The 19,939-nt window shown below is 75.4% G+C and carries 20 protein-coding genes and 3 tRNA genes; 12 read left to right on the top strand and 11 right to left on the bottom strand.

The window, feature by feature from the left end:
* Positions 1–2 precede the first annotated feature (2 nt).
* Genes ABTX81_RS20360 through ABTX81_RS20370 form a run of 3 tightly spaced genes read left to right on the top strand, consistent with a single transcriptional unit; the run spans position 3 to position 2,940 of the window.
* On the top strand, positions 3–473 hold the full coding sequence (locus tag ABTX81_RS20360) for a YybH family protein (protein ID WP_350547636.1): 471 nt from the start codon (positions 3–5) through the stop codon (positions 471–473).
* Positions 470–1,564, top strand: coding sequence for a phenazine antibiotic biosynthesis protein (locus tag ABTX81_RS20365; protein WP_350547638.1), 1,095 nt, complete (start codon positions 470–472; stop codon positions 1,562–1,564). Before ABTX81_RS20360 ends, ABTX81_RS20365 begins: the two co-directional genes overlap by 4 nt.
* The gene (locus ABTX81_RS20370; protein WP_350547640.1) at positions 1,564–2,940 is read left to right on the top strand and encodes an aldehyde dehydrogenase family protein; all 1,377 of its coding nucleotides are present in this window, start codon (positions 1,564–1,566) and stop codon (positions 2,938–2,940) included. Before ABTX81_RS20365 ends, ABTX81_RS20370 begins: the two co-directional genes overlap by 1 nt.
* A gap of 51 nt (positions 2,941–2,991) precedes the next feature.
* Here the strand turns inward: ABTX81_RS20370 and ABTX81_RS20375 are convergent, their stop codons facing one another.
* The 7 genes from ABTX81_RS20375 to ABTX81_RS20405 form a co-directional block, all read right to left on the bottom strand.
* Positions 2,992–4,407, bottom strand: coding sequence for a nitrosuccinate lyase (locus ABTX81_RS20375; RefSeq protein ID WP_350547642.1), 1,416 nt, complete (start codon positions 4,405–4,407; stop codon positions 2,992–2,994).
* The gene (locus ABTX81_RS20380) at positions 4,404–6,455 is read right to left on the bottom strand and encodes an FAD/NAD(P)-binding protein (RefSeq protein ID WP_350547644.1); all 2,052 of its coding nucleotides are present in this window, start codon (positions 6,453–6,455) and stop codon (positions 4,404–4,406) included. The genes ABTX81_RS20375 and ABTX81_RS20380 overlap by 4 nt, the downstream gene beginning before the upstream one ends.
* The gene (locus ABTX81_RS20385) at positions 6,452–7,687 is read right to left on the bottom strand and encodes an FAD-dependent monooxygenase (protein WP_350547646.1); all 1,236 of its coding nucleotides are present in this window, start codon (positions 7,685–7,687) and stop codon (positions 6,452–6,454) included. The genes ABTX81_RS20380 and ABTX81_RS20385 overlap by 4 nt, the downstream gene beginning before the upstream one ends.
* Complete coding sequence (locus ABTX81_RS20390) at positions 7,684–9,264, bottom strand: class I adenylate-forming enzyme family protein (RefSeq protein WP_350547648.1); 1,581 nt, start codon at positions 9,262–9,264, stop codon at positions 7,684–7,686. The genes ABTX81_RS20385 and ABTX81_RS20390 overlap by 4 nt, the downstream gene beginning before the upstream one ends.
* Positions 9,265–9,337: 73 nt before the next feature.
* On the bottom strand, positions 9,338–9,832 hold the full coding sequence (locus ABTX81_RS20395; protein WP_350547850.1) for an SRPBCC family protein: 495 nt from the start codon (positions 9,830–9,832) through the stop codon (positions 9,338–9,340).
* 261 nt (positions 9,833–10,093) lie between these two features.
* Complete coding sequence (locus tag ABTX81_RS20400; protein ID WP_350547650.1) at positions 10,094–10,528, bottom strand: GNAT family N-acetyltransferase; 435 nt, start codon at positions 10,526–10,528, stop codon at positions 10,094–10,096.
* A gap of 52 nt (positions 10,529–10,580) precedes the next feature.
* Positions 10,581–11,288, bottom strand: coding sequence for a TetR/AcrR family transcriptional regulator (locus ABTX81_RS20405; protein WP_350547652.1), 708 nt, complete (start codon positions 11,286–11,288; stop codon positions 10,581–10,583).
* A gap of 115 nt (positions 11,289–11,403) precedes the next feature.
* Here ABTX81_RS20405 and ABTX81_RS20410 point away from each other — a divergent pair, with 115 nt between their 5' ends.
* The 4 genes from ABTX81_RS20410 (at position 11,404) to ABTX81_RS20425 (ending at position 14,798) form a co-directional block, all read left to right on the top strand.
* Entirely contained in the window at positions 11,404–11,787 is a 384-nt protein-coding gene (locus ABTX81_RS20410; protein ID WP_350547654.1) for a VOC family protein, read from the top strand.
* Positions 11,788–11,884: 97 nt separating this feature from the next.
* The gene (locus tag ABTX81_RS20415) at positions 11,885–13,231 is read left to right on the top strand and encodes an FAD-binding oxidoreductase (RefSeq protein ID WP_350547656.1); all 1,347 of its coding nucleotides are present in this window, start codon (positions 11,885–11,887) and stop codon (positions 13,229–13,231) included.
* A 110-nt stretch (positions 13,232–13,341) separates the two neighbouring features.
* Complete coding sequence (locus tag ABTX81_RS20420) at positions 13,342–13,863, top strand: SigE family RNA polymerase sigma factor (RefSeq protein ID WP_350547658.1); 522 nt, start codon at positions 13,342–13,344, stop codon at positions 13,861–13,863.
* A complete protein-coding gene (locus ABTX81_RS20425; protein WP_350547660.1) occupies positions 13,860–14,798 on the top strand; it encodes a hypothetical protein in 939 nt (312 codons plus the stop codon). The genes ABTX81_RS20420 and ABTX81_RS20425 overlap by 4 nt, the downstream gene beginning before the upstream one ends.
* Before the next feature lie 101 nt (positions 14,799–14,899).
* Here ABTX81_RS20425 and ABTX81_RS20430 read toward each other — a convergent pair.
* The 4 genes from ABTX81_RS20430 to ABTX81_RS20445 all read right to left on the bottom strand — a co-directional run bounded on the left by ABTX81_RS20430 (position 14,900) and on the right by ABTX81_RS20445 (position 15,645).
* A tRNA-Phe gene (locus ABTX81_RS20430) sits at positions 14,900–14,973 on the bottom strand.
* A 27-nt stretch (positions 14,974–15,000) separates the two neighbouring features.
* Positions 15,001–15,074, bottom strand: a tRNA-Asp gene (locus ABTX81_RS20435).
* Between the two features lie 55 nt (positions 15,075–15,129).
* A tRNA-Glu gene (locus ABTX81_RS20440) sits at positions 15,130–15,202 on the bottom strand.
* Between the two features lie 101 nt (positions 15,203–15,303).
* Complete coding sequence (locus tag ABTX81_RS20445; protein WP_350547852.1) at positions 15,304–15,645, bottom strand: metallopeptidase family protein; 342 nt, start codon at positions 15,643–15,645, stop codon at positions 15,304–15,306.
* A gap of 70 nt (positions 15,646–15,715) precedes the next feature.
* On the opposite strand from ABTX81_RS20445, the gene crcB (ABTX81_RS20450) reads away from it, so the two are divergent.
* The 5 genes from crcB (ABTX81_RS20450) to ABTX81_RS20470 all read left to right on the top strand — a co-directional run.
* Positions 15,716–16,195, top strand: a complete 480-nt coding sequence (crcB, locus tag ABTX81_RS20450; RefSeq protein WP_502892819.1) for a fluoride efflux transporter CrcB — start codon at positions 15,716–15,718, stop codon at positions 16,193–16,195.
* The gene (locus ABTX81_RS20455; RefSeq protein WP_350547662.1) at positions 16,192–16,575 is read left to right on the top strand and encodes a DUF190 domain-containing protein; all 384 of its coding nucleotides are present in this window, start codon (positions 16,192–16,194) and stop codon (positions 16,573–16,575) included. The genes crcB (ABTX81_RS20450) and ABTX81_RS20455 overlap by 4 nt, the downstream gene beginning before the upstream one ends.
* Positions 16,572–16,946: a fluoride efflux transporter CrcB gene (crcB, locus tag ABTX81_RS20460; protein WP_350547664.1), complete on the top strand. Its 375-nt coding sequence runs from the start codon at positions 16,572–16,574 to the stop codon at positions 16,944–16,946. Before ABTX81_RS20455 ends, crcB (ABTX81_RS20460) begins: the two co-directional genes overlap by 4 nt.
* 189 nt (positions 16,947–17,135) lie before the next feature.
* Positions 17,136–17,930: a hypothetical protein gene (locus ABTX81_RS20465; protein ID WP_350547666.1), complete on the top strand. Its 795-nt coding sequence runs from the start codon at positions 17,136–17,138 to the stop codon at positions 17,928–17,930.
* 206 nt (positions 17,931–18,136) lie between these two features.
* Positions 18,137–19,939 (top strand): DEAD/DEAH box helicase (locus ABTX81_RS20470; RefSeq protein WP_350547668.1); only part of this gene is annotated, 1,803 nt, incomplete at its 3' end.

Genomic DNA, 19,939 nt, shown 5'->3' on the forward strand with positions numbered 1-19,939 from the left:
CGATGGCTCCCACGACTCCCGCGACTCCCCCGACTCCCGCGACTCCCCCGACTCCCGCGACTCCCCCGACTCCCGCGCCCCCGCCGACCGACCCGGCCCGGCTGCCGGCCGTCTTCGCCGCGGCGTTCAACACCGGCGACCCGGCCGCCGTCGAGGTGCTCTTCGAGCCCGGCGCCGCCTTCGTCGACCGCCCCGGCACCGTGCTCACCGGCGACGACCGGCGCGCCGCCGTCGCCCGCTTCCTCTCCTTCGGCCTGCCGATCCGCATCGAGCTGCGGCACTGCTACGTCAGCGGCGACCTCGCCCTGCTGATCGGCGACTACCTGATCGAGGGAAAGGGCCCGGACGGCGACCCGATCCGCTCCGCGGGCACCGCCACCGACGTCGCCCGGCGCGGCGCCGACGGCCGCTGGCGCTACGCCATCGACAACCCGCCCGGCACCGACCGCCTCCCCGAGGAGGGACCGCAGTGACCCCCGACCCGCTGCTCGACCTGCCCTTCGACGCCGCCCCCGACCCGGACGCCCATCTGCGCGCCGCGATGCGCTGGCACTTCTCCCCGGAGACCGGCTCCCCGTTCTGGCTGTCCCGGGCCGGCTCGCTCGGCTTCGACCCGCTCACCGAGGTCACCACCCACGCCGACCTCGCGAAGTTCCCCAACCTCGTGGGCGAGCTGCGCACCGCCCGGGTCGAGGACCTGCTGCCGCGCGGCTACGGCGGGCGCGCCGAGGTGGTCGGCGTCTACGAGAGCGGCGGCACCACCGGCGCGCCCAAGCGGGTGCTGCTGCTGCGCGACTGGCTGGACCGGCTGCTCGGCTGGTCCAGCGCCCAACTCGACCTGCACGGCGTGCCGCAGGGCGTCAACTGGCTGATCGTCGGGCCCACCGGACCGCACATGGTCGGCGACGTCATCAAGGCGCAGACCGCGCTGCGCGGCGGCCTCGCCTTCACCGTCGACCTCGACCCGCGCTGGGTCAAGAAGCTGATCTCGGCGGGCCGGGGCGAGGAGGCCGCCGGCTACGCCGAGCACATCGTCGACCAGGTCGCCTTCGTGCTGGAGACCCAGGACGTCGGCGTGCTGCTCTGCACCCCGCCGGTGCTGGAGCGGATCGCCCGCCGGGACGCCCTGGCCAAACTGGTGAACGAGAAGGTCCGGGCGGTCAACTGGGTCGGCACCCAGCTGGACCCGGACACCCGCCACCTCTACCGCACCGAGGTCTTCCCGCGGACCGTGCTCTACAGCGGCTACGGCTCGACCATGATCCTCGGCAACGCCAGTGAGCGCCCCGGGCTGACCGACGACGACCCCTGTGTCTACGACCCCTTCGCGCCGTACATGAGCTTCGGCGTGGTCGACCCGGGGACCGGGCGGACGGTGGAGTACGGCGAGCGCGGCCAGGTGGTGATGCACCACGTCTCCAAGAGCCTGCTGGTGCCCAACAACCTGGAGCGCGACCTCGCCACCCGGATCCCCGCGCCGCCCGGCCTGCCCGGCGACTCGGTGGCGGACATCGCGCCGGTCCGGGAGTTCGAGGACGAGACGGTGATCGAGGGGGTGTACTGATGGCCGACCAGCAGGCGTTGCTGCAGCTGGACGCGCTCGGCCCCGGTGCGCCCTACCGGGCCCGCCGGCGCACCGTGGTGGGCGACGTCACCGGCGCGCCGTTCGCCGAACTCAGCCTGGTGCCGCGGCTGTTCGTCAGCCGGGCGATGCGCGCCCTGCACGCCGCCGAGCCGCTGCCGGCCGAGGAGCGGTCCGCCGCGCTCGCCCGGGCCGGGCGGATCTTCCTCACCGAGCGCATCGACGGCCTGGACCTCCCCGGCTACCAGCGGGCCGTCGCCCGGGTCTCCGGGGTGCCGGTCCGGGTGGTCCGGGAGGCCGTGCGGGCCATCGCCGACTCCGCGGAGAAGGCCGGCTGGGCCGCCCGCCAGGCCCGTCCCGGCGGGGCGGTGGCCGACTGGCGGGACGCCGCGACGCTGAACGGCAGCGCGGTGTGGACCAGGCGCGGCGAGGTGTTCGCCGTGCACGCGGCCGGCAACCACCCCGGGCCGCACGGCCTCTGGCTGGAGGCGCTGGCGCTCGGCTACCGGGTCGCCGTCCGGCCCTCGCGCCGTGAACCGCTCACCCCGCACCGGCTGGTCACCGCGCTGCGGCTGGCCGGCTTCGGCTCCGACCAGGTGGTGCTGCTGCCCACCGACCACGACGCCGCCGACGAACTGCTGGCCGGCGCCGACCTCGGCATGGTCTACGGCGGCGACGAGGTGGTCCGCAAGTACGCCGGCAGCACCGTGCTGCCGCAGGGCCCCGGCCGCTCCAAGATCCTGGTCACCCGGGACACCGACTGGCGCGACCACCTGGACACCATCGTCGACTCGATCGCCCACCAGGGCGGCGTGGCCTGCATCAACGCCACCGCCGTGCTGGTCGAGGGCGACCCGGCGCCGCTGGCGGCGGCGATCGCCGAGCGGCTGGCCACGCTGCCCACCCTGCCGCCCGAGGACGAGAAGGCGGTGCTCGCCGTCCAGCCGGTCGCCGAGGCCAGGGCGATCGAGGCGTACCTGCTGCGCCGCGCGGCCGGCACCCGGGCCTGGCTCGGCGGGGACGGCGTGGTGGCCGAACTCGGCGACGGCAGCGCGGTGCTGCGCCCGGCCGTGCACCAGCTGGACCGGCCGGACGCCGAGCAGGCCGGGATCGAACTGGCCTTCCCCTGCGTCTGGGTGGCACCGTGGAGCCCGGAGGCCGGAGTCGCGCCGCTGCGGAACTCGCTGGTGCTGACCGCGCTCACCGGGGACGACGCGCTGTTCGACCGGCTGCTGCGGGAGCCGAGCATCGCCAACGTCTACCGGGGCGACCACCCGACGTACTGGATCCGGCCGGGGGTGCCGCACGACGGCTACCTCGGGGAGTTCCTGATGCGGACCAAGACCGTCATCCGGTGAGCCTTCCCGGGATCCCGGTGGGGGTGGTCCCCTCCGGGATCCCGGCGGCGCTCAGTCCCGCAGGGCCCGGTCCACCAGGGCGCCGGCCGCGCCGGTGTACCCGGCCGGGTCGCACAGCGCGGCGACCTCCTCCGGCGTGAAGCGGCCGGCCAGTTCGGCCTGTCCGCCGAGCACCTCGGCCAGCGTCCGGCCCTCCCGGTCGGCGGTCAGCGACACCTCCGTGAGCAGCTGCTTGGCCACCGCCTTGCCCAGCTTGGGGGCCAGCCGGGCGGCGATCCGCTCGGAGACCAGCTGCCCGCCGGTGAGCTCCAGGTTGGCCCGCATCCGCTCCGGGCGGACCAGCAGGCCCTCGGCGAGCTCCACCGAGGTGTGCGCGGCGCCGCCGGCCAGCCGCAGGCACTCCCGCAGCAGCAGCCACTCGGCGTGCCAGGCGCCGCCGGAGCGCTCGTCCTCGGTGACCAGGCACTGGGTCAGCCCGGCGGCCAGCACCGGCACCTGGAGCGCGGCGCTGCGCAGCAGGGTGGAGAGCACCGGGTTGCGCTTGTGCGGCATCGCGGAGGAGGCGCCGCGCCCGGCGACGGCCGGCTCGACCACCTCGGCGACCTCGGTGCGGGTCAGCGACTGCACGTCCACCGCGATCTTGCCGAGCGCCCCGGCGGTGAAGGCCAGCGCGGCCGCCAGGTCGGCCATCGGGGTGCGCAGCGCGTGCCAGGGCAGCACCGGGCGGGCCAGGCCGGTCTCCGCCGCGAAGGCGTCCACCAGCCGGTCCAGGTAGCCGCCGGCGTCGGCGTCCGGGTCCGGGCCGTCCAGCCGGGCGTACTCCAGGTAGCCGGCCACGGTGCCGGCGGCGCCGCCGAGGGAGACCGGCAGGCCGTCCGCCAGGACGGCGGCGAGCCGGCGGTCGGCGTCCAGCACCAGCTGCCGCCAGCCGGCCGCCTTGAGGCCGAAGGTGGTGGGCACCGCCTGGAGCGCCAGGGTGCGTCCGGCCAGCACGGTGTCCCGGTGCCCGGCGGCCAGGGCGGCGAGCGCGCGGGCGGTGCGCTCCAGGTCGGCCCGGATCAGCCGCAGGGCCCGGGCGGCGACCAGCATCGCGCCGGTGTCCAGGATGTCCTGGCTGGTCGAGCCGCGGTGCACGTACTCGGCGGCGGCCGGGTCCTCGGCGGCCACCACCCGGGCCAGCGCCTGGACCAGGCCGACCACCGGGTTGGCGGTCTCCCGGGAGGCCAGGGCGAGCGCGCGGACGTCGAAGTGCTCGGCGCGGGCGGCCCGGGTGATCACCGCGGCCGCGGCGGGGGGCACCGTGCCGAGTCCGGCCTGGGCGCGGGCCAGCGCGGCCTCGGCGTCCAGCATCGCCTGGAGCCAGGCGCGGTCGGCCACGGCCGCCTCGACCGGGGTGCCGGCCCGCACGGGCGAGAGCAGCCCGGAGTCGGTGTCCGTCCCGGCCGGGGCGGGGTGCTGGTCGGTCATACGACGACGCCTCTCGGTTCGGTCTCGTCGGTCTCGTCGGTCTCACCCACGGTGAACGTCCCGGCGGGTCCGTCGGTGCCGTCGGGGCCCTCGGTCCGGTCGCGCGGCGCGGCGGAGGCGGTGGGCCACTCGGGGGCGGGGGAGAGCGCCAGCACCGCGCGGGCGATGGCGTCGGAGTCGCCCAGGGTCACCGAGTCGACGCCGGGCCGGATGCCCGCCGCGGTCACCCAGTGCACGGACTCGGTCGGCACGCCGTACGCGAAGCGGCGCGGGTGCGCCCGGCCGCGCGCGTCCAGCAGCCGGTAGGGCCGCTCGGTGACGGCGAGGCCGCCGGTCTGGTAGCTGCCGCCGGGCTCGCCGGGGATCCGGTAGGGGGCGCACTGCTCGGTGTCCAGCAGGTGGCGCAGCAGCGGGTCGTCGGTGCGGCGCAGGTCGGGCTCGGGCAGCCGGGCCTCGACCAGCACCGAGGCCCGGACCGGCGGGCCGGGGACGGCGGTGGAGTGCGCGGTGAACGCCGGGTCGACCGGGTCGATCCTGATCTCGGTGCCGGGGCCGAGGAGTTCCAGCACGCCGGCCTCGATCAGCGCGATCAGCTGCTCGATCCGCTCGGCCGGCGGCCCGATGGAGAGGAAGGCGTTCAGCGGGGTGTACCAGCCGTCCAGGTCGTCCCGGTAGGAGGCGCCCTCGATGCCGCTGTGGTCGACCGCCAGCCGGATCTCGTTGCGCAGGTCGCGCAGCACGTCCAGGGCGGCCTTGAGCGGTCCGCTGAGGTTGCCGGCCCGGGCCTCGGCGACGTCCCGGCGCAGATGGCCGAGCAGCCAGTCGCGGAAGTCCGCTCGGGAGGTGAACTCCCGTCCGGCGTACGGGCGGGAGAGCCGGTCCCAGCTCCACCGCTCGGCCGGCGGGAGGTCGTGGGCGTCGAGCACCGCGGCCGGGTCGGCGGCGGTCAGGAACCGGTCGGTGAAGTCGGCGCGCTCGGCGCCGCGGGCCTTGGCGGTGAGCAGCGCGCCGTAGTAGACGGCCTCCACTTCGCGGGAGACCAGCGGCCAGAGGTCGGTGGCGAAGCGCACCGGCTCGCCCCGGCGGGCGCGTTCGCGCAGCGCGGCGACCACCTCGGTGGTGAGCAGCCGCGGCAGGTGGCGGCCGGAGGCGCCCTTCTCGTTCTCGCCGCGCGCGTGGTACGGGATGCCGCGCCGGGAGGTGGCGTAGAGCTTCGGCTCGGTGCCGGAGGGGCGGTAGACCAGGGCGCCGTCCACCCGCTCGAAGTGGCCGCCCCGGCCGAGCGTGAACAGCGCCATGTGGTCGAAGAAGTTGAGGCCCAGGCCGCGCAGCAGGACGCGCTGGCCGGGCCGGGTGGTGACGTGGACGTCGGCGGGGTTGGCGGGGGTGACGTAGTCGAGGTGGTGGATCCGGGCCAGGCTGGCGGTGCGCGCCTCGCGCGGGGTGAGCCGGGCGGGGACGTGGCCCTGGGCGAGCACGATGGCGTCCAGCCGGTTCAGCCGGGTGCCGTCCTCCAGCCGGATGCCCTGCGGGCCGCCGGGGAAGCCGTGCGCGTCGGCCATCGCGACCGCCCGGGAGCGGTGCACCCGGACGGTCACGGTGGGCGGGGCGGCGGCGACCACGGCCCGGAAGGCGTCGTGCAGGTACTGCCCGTAGAAGGCGCGGGTCGGGTAGGTGTTGGGGCCGAGGTCGGCGGCCTCGGCCAGCGTCTGGTCGTCGTGGCGGGCCGGCCGGTCCGGAGAACTGCCCTCGTGGGCAAGTGTCCTGGCCCATTCGTACAGACTGGGGCCGGGTTCGACCGGTCCCTCGATCCGTACGCTGTCGTCGGTGTACACGGTGATCTGGGAGGCCACCGTGTTCATCAGGAGGTGGCGGGACTGGTCGGTGCGCCAGACCCGGCCCGCGCCGGGGGGCGCCGGGTCCACCATGTGCACGGTGACGGTGGCCCCGGCGGGCCTGCTTCGTTCGTTGGCGCAGAGCCGTTCCAGCACGGAGAGGCCGCGCGGACCTGCGCCGATGACACAGATCTGCAGATGACGGTCGATCATGCCCACGGCTCGCCATCGTAGTTGTGATGATCTGATGATGAAAAGGTCTTGACACCGTGCATCCAGGCCACTCGCTCGTGCAACTCGCCCTCGGAGAGCCCGCGGAGCAGCCGGTTGCGGGCCTCGGCGGCCTCGCCCGCCGGGTGCCAGAGCCTGATCGACTCCCGGGCGGCGCGCTGCACGGCCGCGGTACGGGCGCGCCGTTCGGCGGCGAACGAGCCGAAGGCCGCCGCGAGCGCGCCGGTGCCGTCGGCCAGCTCGCCCAGCAGCACGGCGTCCTCCAGCGCCTGGCAGGCGCCCTGCGCCGCGTAGTGCAGCATCGGGTGCGCGGCGTCGCCGAGCAGCACCACCCGGCCGTCGGTCCACCGCTCCACCGGGTCGCGGTCCACCAGCACCCAGGAGCGCCAGCCCTCGCCGAGCGCCAGCAGCCGTCGGGCGTCCGGCGCGGCCAGGCCCGCCAGCTGCCGCGCGACGACCTCGTCGGCGACCGGGACGTTGGCGAGTGCCTCGGTGGCGCCGTTGTCCCGGGAGGCGGCCAGGTTGAGGAAGGCGCCGCCGGCGATCGGGTAGTGGACGAAGTGGCAGTGCGGGCCGGTCCACCAGGTCACCGAGGTGGCCCGGCGCAGCTCCCCGGGGACCAGCTCCATCGGGATCACCGCCCGGTACACGGTGATCCCGGAGATCCGCGGCGCGCCGTCGCCGAGCAGCTGGGCGCGGACCGCCGAGTGGATGCCGTCCGCGCCGACCAGCGCGTCGCCGTGCACCGCGGCGCCCCCGGCGAGCAGCGCGGTGACGCCCCCGGCGTCCTGCCGGTAGCCGGTGACCGCGGTGGCGGCGCGCAGCTCGATCCGCCGCTCGGCCCGGCAGGCGCGCAGCAGCAGCCCGTGCAACTCGGCCCGGTGCACCACGACGTACGGGTTGCCGAACCGCTGCCGGTAGCGCTCGGTGAGGGTCAGGCTGGTGACGTGCTCGCCGGTGACGCCGTCCATGAAGCGCAGCTCGGCCATGTGCACCCCGGCCGCCCGGACGGCGTCGCCGAGGCCGAGCCGCTCCAGCGCGAGGATGCCGTTCGGCGCGATCTGGATGCCCGCGCCGATCTCGGCGAACTCCGGGGCCCGCTCCAGGACCACCGCCCGGTGGCCGGCCCGGGTCAGGGCCAGCGCGGCGGCCAGCCCGCCGATCCCGCCGCCCGCCACCAGCACCGTCGCGGGTGCGTCGCGGCGGGCGCTCACCGGAGCGGCCCGTCGCCCTCGGCGGAGGCCAGCCGGCGGGCCAGCTCCAGTCGTTTGATCTTGGTGGTGGCGGTGGCCGGGAGTTCGCGCAGCCGCCACTGCACCGGGTCGGCCATCGGCGGCAGGCCCTCGGCGGCGGCCCGCCAGGCGGCCGGGTCGAGCGGGCGGTCGTCCTTGGTGCAGACGACCGGGACCGGCCGGCCGTCCGGGCCGGGCACGATCACCACCTCGGCGAGCTCGGCGAGCCGGGCGAACAGGGTGTCCTCGGCGGCCAGCGTGGAGCCGAAGCCCTCGATGAGGTCCACCTCCCGGTCCAGCAGGTGCACACAGCCCCAGCGGGTGCGGTAGCCGACGTCGCCCATCCGCCACCAGCCGTCCCGGACCTGCTGGTCGTAACGGGCCTGCTCGCCGAGGTAGGTGACGATCCGGCCGTCGCTGCGGACCTCGATGAACCCCGGATTGGCCGCCGACGGGGGCTCGCCGCCCCGGCTCACCACCCGCACGTCGGTGAAGCCGGGGAACGCCATGCCGACGCAGCGGCCGTCCGCGTCCGTCCGGCGCCGCCGGGAGAACGAGCGCACCACCGCCGGGCCGACCTCGCTCTGCCCGTACAGCTGGCCGAAGACCGGCGCGCGCCGCGCGGAGGCGCCCAGCATGGTCCGCACGGTGCGCGGGTGGATCGCGTCGAAGGTGGACGAGAACAGCTTGACGTTGGCCAGCGGGCGGCGCGGGTCGGTCGCCAACTCCTCCCACTCCATGAAGGAGTTGGGGTGCGCCTCCAGGATCCCGGGGCGCAGCCGGGCGAACAGCGCGGCGACGTGCGCGGGCTCCGAGTGCGCCAGTACCAGGATCGGGAAGCCGCGGAACAGCGAGATCGCCAGGGCGGTGACCAGCCGGGAGTGCACGAAGGAGACGTGGATCGCGATGGTCTCCCGGCGGGGGACGACCGGGCGCAGCACGGTCGCCTGCGGGCGGTAGCGGGCCTCCAGGGTGCGGCCGGTGTGCACGGCCAGCTTGGGCGTGCCGGTGGTGCCGGAGGTGTGGGTGATCAGCGTCGGGCGGTCGGGCGGGGCGGTGACGGCGGGGATCCGCGGCGAGCCGGCCAGGGTGGCCAGGGCGACGGCGCCGGGGTGCTCGCCGGAGGCCAGCAGGACGCCGGCGGCCGACTCGAAGACCTCGTCCGGCAGCTCCTTGGCGAGCTTGGCCGCGTCGGTGACCAGGAACGGGTCGCCGGTGCGGCGCACCAGTTCGGCGACGGTCGCGCCGTCCAGCTGGGGCGAGAGCAGCACCGGGACGGCGCCGATCCGGGCGGTGGCGCAGGCGAGCAGGGTGATGTCGAAGCCGTTCGACTTGTGGACCACCACCCGGCGGCCCGGGCGGACCCCGGCCGCCCAGAGCCGGGAGGCGTGGTCGTCGACCAGGTCGGCGAGCTCGGCGACGGTGGTCCGCCGGCCCAGCTCGGGGGCGATGTCGAGGTCGTGGTCGAGGATCACCACGTTCGCGCCGTTCCGGACGGCGGCCCGCTCGAAGAGCGTGCCCAGTCGGATTCCCCGGTTGGCTATGCGCTGAAGGAGCACCGTTCCGCCCTCTCGGTGGGATTGCGGGTTCCAGGGTGGTTCTCGGGATGTTCTCCAGGGGGGGCTGGTTTTCTCAGCCCTTTTCGACGACCTGCTTGATCCGTCCCACGGTCACCACGAGGTCGGCCGCGACCTTCTCGCCCCACTCGGCGAAGAACCGGCGCCTGGCGTCCTGGTCCATCCCGGCGGTGATGCCGCGGATCCCCTCGGTGGCGGCGTCCATCCGGAAGTGGTGCACCAGCACGCTGCCGCCGTCCTCCACGGCCGTGACGTCGAAGGCCCAGACGCTCTCCTGGGCCCGTCCGGCGGTGTCCCGCATGGCCCAGCGGAAGGTCCGGCCGGGCTCGGCGGCGACCACCTCGGCGTGGGTGTGCCAGGCGCCGCGGACCACCGGCGCCCAGGGGACCACGTCCGGGCTGCGCAGGTTGTCGCCGCGGAACACCGAGCCGACCTCGGCCGGCGCGCCGGACACCCAGCTGCCGCCCCGGCACTCCGTGCTCCACTCGCCGCAGCGGGGGAGGTCGCTGATCACCGAATAGACCTCGTCCGGGGTGGCGGAAATCCGGATCTCGGCCCGGGAAAGGAAAAGGGGCGCGCTCGCCGCGGTGCTTTCCCCGGCGCTCTGCCCGGTGCTCTCCGTGGCGCTCGCCGCAGTGCTTTCCGTGGCGCTCGCCGCAGTGCTTTCCCCGGCGCTCGCCGCAGTGCTTTTCGCGGTGCTTTCTCCGATGTCTCCCATGGCCGGAATCCTGGGCGGCGGCGCGCGGGAGGGTCAAAGCCGCGCCGGCGGGTCCGTCAAGTCCGGCCGTGGACCTGACAGATCAGCCGCCGGCTACTTCAGCTCCAGCCCGAAGTGCAGGGCGGTGACCGCCATCCGGTGCGCGTGGTAGAAGCGGTGCGCGCCGTGGTTGGCCGTCCCCGAGTCCAGCTCGATCCGCACACAGCCCTCCGCCCGGCCCCGCTCCTGGAGCACCGCGAAGAGCCGCCCGCCGATCCCCGCCGAGCGGGCCGACGGCGCGGTCACCAGGTCGTCGACGAAGAGCAGCCGCCCCCGGCTGGTGGTCAGCACCCGGTGGGTGGCCACCGCCAGGCAGCGCCCCCGGTCGTCGTAGGCGGCGGTGAAGACCAGCCCCTGGGCGTGCGCCTCGGCGGCGAAGGCGGCGAAGCCGTCCGCCCCGAGCGCCGGGCGCAGCGCCCGGATCAGCGGCGCGACGTCCCGGTGCAGCGCGGGCGTGTCCGGTCCGATGTCCACGACGGTCAGTTCCATGGTCCGTTCCCCCTGCGGAGCGTGGCGACTGAAGGTGCTGAAGGGCCAGAGGCTACCGCTCGGCGCCGTACACGGCGAGGAACGCCGTCACACCGTTCGCCACGACCTCGGCGACCTGCTCGGCCCGCATCGGCAGCGCGCCGTAGAAGGTGGGCTGGGCGACGGCGAGGAACGTCAGCAGGTTGAGCATCCGGGCGGCCTCCACCGGGTCCGGCACCACCAGCAGCCCGCGCTCGGCGAAGTCGGTCATCCAGCGCGTTAGCACCCGGTGGGTCTCGCGCGGGCCGGCCTCCTGCCAGGCCTCCAGGAGCGCCGGGCTGATGTGCAGCGCCTCGGCCTCGATGGTGCGCACCAGCGCCCAGTGCTCGGCGAAGGTGGTGAGCGAGTCGACCCGCTCCAGGCCGAAGTCGACGAGGTCGGTGCGCAGGTCGACGATCTTGCGCAGATGGCGGTCGGCGATCCTGGCCTGGGTGGCGGCCACCGCGGTGGCGCCCTCCAGGACCACCGACTGGAACAGCTGCTCCTTGTCGGCGAAGTGGTTGTAGATGGTCCGCTTGGAGACGCCGGCCTCGGCGGCGATGGCGTCCACGCTGGTGCGGGTGAAGCCCTCGCGGCCGAACACGGTGCGCGCGGCGCGGGTGATCGCCACCCGCTTCTCCGGCATGCCGCGCTGGGCGGTGCCCCGGCCTGCGGCCGTGGTCTCGGGAGTGGCCGGGGTCGCGGGGGCGGCCGTGGCCTCCGGGGTGGTCTGGTCGGTCACGGGTTTGCCTCCTTGCAGTGCACTACATCGTGTAGTTTACGACACACTTGACGTGAAGCGGACTTGAGGTCCTACGCTCGACAGACGTCCGGAAGCCCCAGGAGGGAAGCGTTCCATGGCCGTTCAGCTGAACCACACGATCGTCCCGGCGCGGGACGACGAGGAGACCGCCCGCTTCCTCACCGAGATCCTGGGCCTCGCCGACCCGGTCCGCAGCGAGCCCTTCCTGGTCGTCCGGCTCTCCAACGACGTCGCCCTGGACGTGATGCGGGTCGGCGGACCGGTCCCCACCGGGCACTACGCCTTCCTGGTCGGCGACGAGGAGTTCGACGCCATCCTCGGCCGCGTCCGGGAGCGGGGGCTCACCTACTGGGCCGACCCGTTCCACCGCCACCCCGGCCGGGTCAACGACTGGTTCGGCGGCCGCGGCGCCTACTTCGAGGACCCGAGCGGCCACAATCTGGAGATCATGACCCGGACCTCCGGCGACAGCCGGTGACCGCGCCTGACGTTCAGTCAACTCCCGTGCGGGGGAACCTGACAGAGACCGGATGCGGACGGGATTGCTCCGCCCCCGAGCGGGTTAGCCTCCCGGCATGATCGAGACCAAGGGGCCGGTGCACCGGCCGGGAGACGCCGACTACGACGCCCGACGGACCGGCTACAACCTCGCGTTGGACCACCGCCCGGCCCTGGTGGTGTCCGCCGCCGACCCGGCCGACGTGTCCGCCGCCGTCCGTCACGCCGCCGCGCACGGCCTCGCCGTCGCCGTCCGGGCCACCGGCCACGGCATCTCCGTCCCCACCGACGGCCAGCTGGTGATCGACACCGCCGCGCTGGACGGCGTCACCGTCGACCCGGCCGCCCGCACCGCCACCGTCCAGGCCGGCGTCCGCTGGCGCGACGTGATCGCCGCCGCCGCGCCGCACGGCCTCGCCCCGCTCAGCGGCTCCAACCCGGACGTCGGCGCGGTCGGCTACACCCTCGGCGGCGGCATCGGCCTGCTCGGCCGCCGTCACGGCTTCGCCGCCGACCACGTCCGCCGCCTGGAGGTGGTCACCGCCGACGGCCGGCACCGCACCGCCACGCCCGACGGCGAGCCCGAACTGTTCTGGGCGCTGCGCGGCGGCAAGGACAACTTCGGGATCGTCACCGAGATGGAGATCGACCTCGTCCCGTGCACCGGCCTGTACGGCGGCGGCCTCTACTTCCCCGCCGACGCCGCGGCCGCCGCGCTGCACGGCTGGGCCGAGTGGAGCCGGACCGTCCCCGAGGAACTGGCCACCTCCGCCCAGCTGATCCGCTACCCGGACCTGGACGCCGTCCCCGAGCCGATCCGCGGCCGGTACGCCGCCGTGCTGCGGGTCGCCTGGAGCGGCCCGCCGGAGCGGGGCGAGGAGTGGGTGCGGCCGCTGCGCGCGCTCGGCACCCCGCTGCTGGACACCGTCCGCGAACTGCCCTTCACCGAGGCCGGGACGATCCACCACGAGCCGCCGTTCGCGCACCCCGCGTACGACCGCAACAGCGCGCTGCGCGAGTTCACCGCCGCCACGGCGGACGCCGTCCTGGAGCTCGCCGGGCCGGACGCCGGCAGCCCGCTGATCGTCGAGCTCCGGCTGCAGGGCGGCGCGTACTCGCGCGAGCCCGCCGTGCCGAACGCGGTCGGCGGCCGGGACGCCGGATACCTCGCCTTCTCCACCGCGATGATCGGCCCGGTCGCGCTGGACGGCCTGCGTGCCGCGCACGGCGCCCTGCACGAGCGGCTGCGCCCGTGGTCCACCGGCGGGGCGCTGGCCAACTTCTTCGGGATGGACGACGCCGACCCGGCCACCGTGCGCACCGCGTACCCGGAGCCGGTCCACCGGCGGCTCGCCGCGCTCAAGGCGGTGTACGACCCGGGGAACCTGTTCCGGCTGAACTTCAACATCCCGCCCGCCTCCTGAGCCGCCGACCTCCCGTTCTGCCCGTTCGGCCGGTCCTCCGGGGCCGGCCGTCGGCGTTCCCGGCAACGGTCCGCGGCCGTTCCGGGCTCTGGTGGGGCGAGGAGGTACTCATGGGAGCCAAGAAGGCCGAGCGGGACGCGGAGTTCAACGCGTTCGTGACCGGTGCCTGGCCGCGTCTGATCCGGACGGCGTTCCTGCTGACCGGGGACCGCTACCTGGCGGAGGACGTGGTGCAGACCGCGCTGGAGCGGACCTACGTCGCCTGGGGGAGGGTCACCCGGGCCGACGAGCCGTACGCCTATGTGCGCCGGATCGTGGTCAACGAGCACGCCCGCCGCTTCCGGCGCCGGGTGCCCGAGCAACTGGTCACCGCCGTGCCGGAGCGGACCGGCCCGGACGGCTTCGAGCGGCTGGACGACCGGGCGGCCCTGCTGGAGGCGCTCGGCACGCTGCCGCCCGGGCAGCGCCAGGCGGTGGTGCTGCGGTACTGGGAGGACCTGAGCGAGTCCCAGGCCGCCGCCGCGATGGGCTGCTCGGTCGGCACGGTCAAGAGCCAGGCCTCGAAGGGCGTCGCCAAGCTGCGCGGGCTCTCCTCACTCATCGGCATGACGAGCATCGGAGGTGCGGCATGAACCACGACGGTACGCCCGTGGACGCGGCGGTCGAGGACGACGAGCGGGTGGCCCGGGCGCTGTCCGGGCTGGCGGGGACGATGGAGCCCGGCCCGGCGCCGTACACGGCGGTGCTGGCCGGCGGACGCCGGCGGGTGGTCCGCCGGCGGCTGTCGCTGGGCGGCGCGCTGGCGCTGGCCCTGGTCGCCGCGACGGGCGGCGTGGCGGCGGTGCACGGCGGGGTGGGCGGCGGGCTGGGCGGCACCTCGACGGCCGGCACCGCGGTGGTCGCGGTCTCGTCCGCCGACGCCACGGCCGTCCTGGTCCCGGGCGCCGCCCCGGCCGCGCAGGGCGCCCGCGACCCGCTGACCCCGGTCCGCACCCAGGTGCTCGCGGGCACCGTGGACGGCAAGCCGTGGAGCGTCTGGGCGGCCCTGTGGCCGGCCCCGGGCAAGGAGCGGATCCACGAGCAGGCCCGGCTGATCTGGGCGGAGGACGCCGCCGCCGGCTACCCCTGGCCGGCGCCGACCGAGGACTACGTCAACCAGTACGGGCGCCCGGACGCCGACCACGTGGTCTTCTACTACGTCCTGGACGGCCGGCGGCTGGCGACTCCCGCGGAGGCCCTGATCGCGCCGCCGGGCACCCCGCCGGGCTTCGTCTTCGCCCCGGACGAGCAGTTCGCCAAGGTCTGGCTGGGCCGCCAGGCCAAGAACGGCGAGGCCGACCCGCTCTTCCACGTCCCGAAGGCCCAGGCCGGCCTGATCCGCCCCGGCGTCGCCCGCGCCGAGGTGCGCTGGACCGACGGCGTCACCGCCGAGCCCGCCATCCTCCCCCTCGGCGACTCCGAGGCCCGCTGGATCGCCGTCGCCAAACGCGGCATCCCGGCCGAACTCCGCCTCTACGCCCCCGACGGCTCCCTCCTCGCCACCGCCCCCACCTGGCTGGACAGCTGACCCCGGAGGCCACCGGCGGCCCCTAGCCGACCCCGCCCGCCGCCGGTGCCCCCGGGCACGACGAAGGCCCCGGAGAGTGAACTCTCCGGGGCCTTCCACTGTGGCCAGGGCCGGGGTCGAACCGGCGACCTTCCGCTTTTCAGGCGGACGCTCGTACCAACTGAGCTACCTGGCCGTACTGCACCGTCTCTTGCGAGACGAGCGATCCCGACGGGACTTGAACCCGCGACCTCCACCTTGACAGGGTGGCGAGCTAACCAACTGCTCCACGGGACCTAGTAGTGGCGAACCACTCAGGTCTTGCGGCACAACACTTTACTACGGTACTGCGTGCCCCCAACGGGATTCGAACCCGTGCTACCGCCTTGAAAGGGCGGCGTCCTGGGCCACTAGACGATGAGGGCTTGCGGCCTGTCCGGCTGTTTCCAGCGTTCGGGGACGTCGAGAAGCATATGGGATGTGGGGCCGAACGCCAAAACGGGTTTCGGCCGGGCGGGCGGCGGGGTCAGGACCAGCCCAGCTCGTCGAGCTCGTGGTCGTCGAAGCCGAAGTGGTGGGCGACCTCGTGGATGACCGTGGTGCGGACCTCCTCGACGACCTGCTCGCGGTCCTCGCAGAGGCGCAGGGTGGGGCCGCGGTAGACGATGATCCGGTCCGGGAGGACGCCCGCGTACCACTCGCCGCGTTCGGTGAGCGGGGTGCCCTCGTAGAGGCCGAGCAGCTCGGGGTCGGCGGGGTCGGGCTCGTCCTCGACGAAGACGGCGACGTTGTCCATCATCGCGGCGAGTTGCGGCGGGATCCGGTCGAGCGCGTCGGCGACCAGTACCTCGAACTCTTCCCGGGTCATCTCCACCGGTTCATTGTCGGGTCTGCGGTGACGGTGTGCCAGGCGGTCGGGGCCGGTGTTTCATGGGTCTGTGGCGACCTCGGAGGACTTGGTGGCGGACGGTGCGGCGGCCGGGGCGGCCCGGCGGCGGCCGCCGGTGCTGCGCGGGCAGGGGCCGGCGGTGGCGGTGGTGGCCGTCGGCGGGGCGTTGGGGGCGACCGCCCGGTACGGCGCGGGGCTGCTGTGGACGACCGGACCGTCGGCGTTCCCGTGGACGACGCTGCTGGTGAACGTGGTCGGGTGCGCCGTGATCGGGGTCTTCCTGGTGGTGGTGACCGAGGGCCGGCCGGCCCACCCGCTGCTGCGGCCGTTCTTCGGGACCGGCGTGCTCGGCGGGTTCACGACCTTCTCGACGTACGCGGTGGACATCCGCCGGCTGCTGGAGGAGGGGCGCCCCGGGCCGGCCGTGGCCTGTCTGGGCCTGACCCTGGTGGCGGCGATGGCGGCGGTCTGGGCGGCGGCCGCGGTGACGCGCCGTCTGCTGCTGCGCGGCGCCGGGCGGCCGGTGTGACGGGCGCGGCGGAGGCCCGGCTGGGCGGTCCGGCGCTGCGGCTGACCGTGCTGGTCGGCGAGAACGACCGCTGCCGGCACCGCCCGCTGTACAGCGAGATCGTGCACCGGGCGCGGGCGGCCGGGCTGGCCGGGGCGAGCGTGTTCCGGGGGGTCGAGGGGTTCGGCGCGTCCTCGATGGTGCACACGGCGCGGCTGCTGTCGCTGAGCGAGGACCTGCCGGTGGCGGTGGTGATCGTGGACACCGAGGAGCGGGTGCGGGCGTTCCTGCCCGAGCTGGAGGGGCTGGCGGTGGAGGGGCTGGTGACCCTGGAGCGGTGCGAGGTGGTCCGGTACGCCGGGCGGCCCGGTGGCTCGGCGGCGGGGGAGGGCGGGGCGTGAACTGGCTGCTGGTGGTGGCCGGCGCGCTGGTCGGCGCGCCGGTGCGGTACCTGACCGACCGGGCGGTGCAGTCCCGGCACGACTCGGTGTTCCCGTGGGGGACCTTCGTGGTGAACGTGTCCGGCTGCCTGATCCTCGGGCTGGTGACCGGGGCGGTGGCGGCCGGCGCGGCGTCCTCGCACGTCCAGCTGCTGCTCGGGACCGGGCTGTGCGGGGCGCTGACCACGTACTCGACCTTCTCGTACGAGACGCTGCGGCTGGTCGAGGGCGGGGCCGGGCGGTACGCGCTGGCGAACGTGGCGGGCAGCATCGCGGCGGGGCTGGTGGCGGCGTACACGGGCGCGGAGCTGGCCTCGGCGCTCTGGGGCTGAGTTCCGGGCGGCCGGGCGCCGGGGGCTGGGCGTCGGAGGCAAGCTTCACGGCCGGGGCCCGGCGCTCGTTCGGGTGCTTCCGGTGGTCCACCCGTGTCCGCGCGCCCGCGGCGGGCGTTGGACACCCGCAAGGGTGGCCGTGCGCGTGGGTGGGCGGCCAGGGCGGGGCGGGTGCAGGAGAGGGACTCGGTGGCGGCGATGCGTGCGGTGCGGGTGGTGCGTGCGGTGGCGGAGCGGGAAACGGCGGTGGTCCGGAGCGCCGTGGTGCGCGGCGCGGCGGTGCTGGCGGTGGCCGGGCTGGGGCTGACCGGCTGCATGTCGGTCGGGCCGGGCGCGGACGAGCGGCACGGTGTGGTGCCGGTCGGCCAGGCGGGGACGCCGACCAAACCGGGGGCGACCCCGTCGGCCTCGCCGAGCGGGGCCGGGCACCCGGGGGGCGCGGCGGGGCGGTCGGAGCGTGCGGCGGGCGCGCCGGCCCAGAGCGCGCCCACCGGGGGCATGAACGCGGCCCCCGGCGAGGTCGGCGGGGGCGGGAACGGCGCGGCGGGCGCGGGCGGCGGCAACGGCGCGGGGGGCGTGAACGGCGCGCCCGCCGGTGCGGAGCCGGTACCGGCGGCGGGCCCCGGCGAGGCCGCGCCCGGCACGACCGGCACCGCCGGGGGCGCGAACGCGAGCCCCGCGCCCCGTCCAGGCACCGGTGGCGCCGCCACGGGCGGGTCGGCCGGCGGCGCGGCGGGCACCGGCGGCGGTGCGGGCGGTGGCGGCCACCCCTCGGGCGGCGCCGGGACGACCACGGGCGGCGGCACCGGCGGCGGCTCCGGCGGAACGACGACCTCCGCCCCGGCCGCCAGCCCGACCGGCCGCCCGTCCTCCCCGGAGCCCGGGCACACCACCCCCGCGCCGACCGCCACCACGGCCCCGGAGCCGACCCCCGTCCCGAGCAGCACCGCCCCCTCCAGCTCGGGTGCGCCGGGTGGCCACTGATCGACGATCCGTAGTCTGGCCAGGGCATTTGCCTCCGATCCCCAGGCTCGTCTATGGTGGTAGATCGTTCGTTTGATCCATTTGACTGGCGCCCTACTCCCATCTGGCGCCCTTGGCGCGTTCCGGCGATCCGTGGCTGACCGCATAGAGGCGGTTGTGAAACAGAACCCCGGACTTTGGCGCGTGCCACTTCCGGAAGGTTTTGCATGTCTCTCGTTGACGACGCCCGCTTCGCCATGCCCGCGAGCGAGTCCGCCGCCGATGCCACCACCGTTCCCGCCGAGGCCGACGCCGAGCTGATCGCCGCCGTCGACGCCGTCGAGGACACCGACACCACCACCGCCGCCGCCGAGAACGTCGAGAACGTCGAGGGCGCCGAGGACGCGGCCGCCGAGGCCGACGACGCCGACGCCGACGCCGAGCCGACCATCACCTTCGGCGACCTGGGCCTGCCGGACGACGTCGTCCGCGCCCTCGCCAAGCGCGGCGTCACCACCCCGTTCCCGATCCAGGCCGCGACCATCCCGGACGCCCTGGCCGGCAAGGACGTGCTGGGCCGCGGCCGCACCGGCTCCGGCAAGACCCTCAGCTTCGGCCTGCCGCTGCTGACCCGCCTCGCCGACGGCGAGCGCACCCGCGCCAAGCACCCGCGCGGCCTGATCCTCGTCCCGACCCGCGAGCTGGCGATGCAGGTCGCCGACGCCCTGGAGCCGTTCGGCTCGGTGCTCGGCCAGCGCCTCAAGGTCGTCTGCGGCGGCACCTCGATGTCGAACCAGATCTACGCGCTGGAGCGCGGCGTCGACGTCCTGGTCGCCACCCCGGGCCGCCTGCGCGACCTGATCAACCGCGGCTCGGCCAAGCTCGACGACGTCCAGGTCGCCGTCCTCGACGAGGCCGACCAGATGGCCGACATGGGCTTCCTGCCCGAGGTCACCGAGATCCTCGACCAGGTGCCGGCCGGCGGCCAGCGCCTGCTGTTCTCCGCCACCCTGGAGAACGAGATCGACACCCTGGTGAAGCGCTACCTGAACAAGCCGGTCACCCACGAGGTCGACCCGTCGGCCGGCGCCGTCACCACGATGACCCACCACATCCTCGTGGTGAAGCCCAAGGACAAGGCGCCGATCACCAACGCGATCGCCGCCCGCAAGGGCCGCACGATCATCTTCGTCCGCACCCAGATGGGCGCCGACCGCGTCGCCGAGCAGCTGGTCGAGGCCGGCGTGAAGGCCGACGCGCTGCACGGCGGCATGACCCAGGGCGCCCGCACCCGGGTGCTCGGCGACTTCAAGGACGGCTACGTCAACGTCGTCGTCGCCACCGACGTCGCCGCCCGCGGCATCCACGTCGACGGCATCGACCTGGTGCTCAACGTCGACCCGGCCGGCGACCACAAGGACTACCTGCACCGCTCCGGCCGCACCGCCAGGGCCGGCCGCTCCGGCACCGTCGTCACCCTGGTGCTGCCGCACCAGCGCCGCGGCGTCTTCCGCCTGATGGAGGACGCGGGCGTGGAGGCCGGCCGCCACATCCTCGACCACGCCTTCGACGCCGAGGTGGCCCGGATCACCGGCGCCCGCTCGCTGGTCGAGGTCCAGGCGGAGAGCGCGGCCAACATCGCCGGCGCCGCCGAGCGCGAGGTCGCGGACATGACCCGCCAGCTGGAGCGCGCGCAGCGCCGCGCCGCCGAGCTGCGCGACGAGGCCGACCGCCTGGCCGCGCGGGCCGCGCGCGAGCGGGCCGACCTGGGCATCGAGGACGAGGCCCCGGCCGCCGAGGCCGGGACCGAGGGCGCCGCCGCCGACGAGACCGCCGCCCCGGTGGCCGCCGCCGAGCCGGCCGCGGTGACCGAGGAGCGCACCCCGTCGTACCGCGAGGCGCGCACCGAGCGCCCGGCGTTCAACCGTGACCGCGACGACCGCGGTGGCCGCTCCTTCGGCCGCGACCGTGACGACCGTGGCGGCCGCTCCTTCGGCCGTGACCGCGATGACCGTGGTGGCCGTTCGTTC

The organism is Kitasatospora sp. NPDC097605 (genome assembly GCF_040302725.1).
GTDB lineage: Bacteria > Actinomycetota > Actinomycetes > Streptomycetales > Streptomycetaceae > Kitasatospora.

What these genes read in the sequence shown, in the direction of transcription:
- ABTX81_RS20360 (WP_350547636.1), top strand. Translation starts at nt 3, where the DNA reads ATGGCTCCCACGACTCCCGCGACTCCCCCGACTCCCGCGACTCCCCCG.
- ABTX81_RS20370 (WP_350547640.1), top strand. Translation starts at nt 1,564, where the DNA reads ATGGCCGACCAGCAGGCGTTGCTGCAGCTGGACGCGCTCGGCCCCGGT.
- ABTX81_RS20375 (WP_350547642.1), bottom strand. Translation starts at nt 4,407, where the DNA reads ATGACCGACCAGCACCCCGCCCCGGCCGGGACGGACACCGACTCCGGG.
- ABTX81_RS20380 (WP_350547644.1), bottom strand. Translation starts at nt 6,455, where the DNA reads ATGATCGACCGTCATCTGCAGATCTGTGTCATCGGCGCAGGTCCGCGC.
- ABTX81_RS20400 (WP_350547650.1), bottom strand. Translation starts at nt 10,528, where the DNA reads ATGGAACTGACCGTCGTGGACATCGGACCGGACACGCCCGCGCTGCAC.
- ABTX81_RS20410 (WP_350547654.1), top strand. Translation starts at nt 11,404, where the DNA reads ATGGCCGTTCAGCTGAACCACACGATCGTCCCGGCGCGGGACGACGAG.
- ABTX81_RS20415 (WP_350547656.1), top strand. Translation starts at nt 11,885, where the DNA reads ATGATCGAGACCAAGGGGCCGGTGCACCGGCCGGGAGACGCCGACTAC.
- ABTX81_RS20420 (WP_350547658.1), top strand. Translation starts at nt 13,342, where the DNA reads ATGGGAGCCAAGAAGGCCGAGCGGGACGCGGAGTTCAACGCGTTCGTG.
- ABTX81_RS20425 (WP_350547660.1), top strand. Translation starts at nt 13,860, where the DNA reads ATGAACCACGACGGTACGCCCGTGGACGCGGCGGTCGAGGACGACGAG.
- ABTX81_RS20445 (WP_350547852.1), bottom strand. Translation starts at nt 15,645, where the DNA reads ATGACCCGGGAAGAGTTCGAGGTACTGGTCGCCGACGCGCTCGACCGG.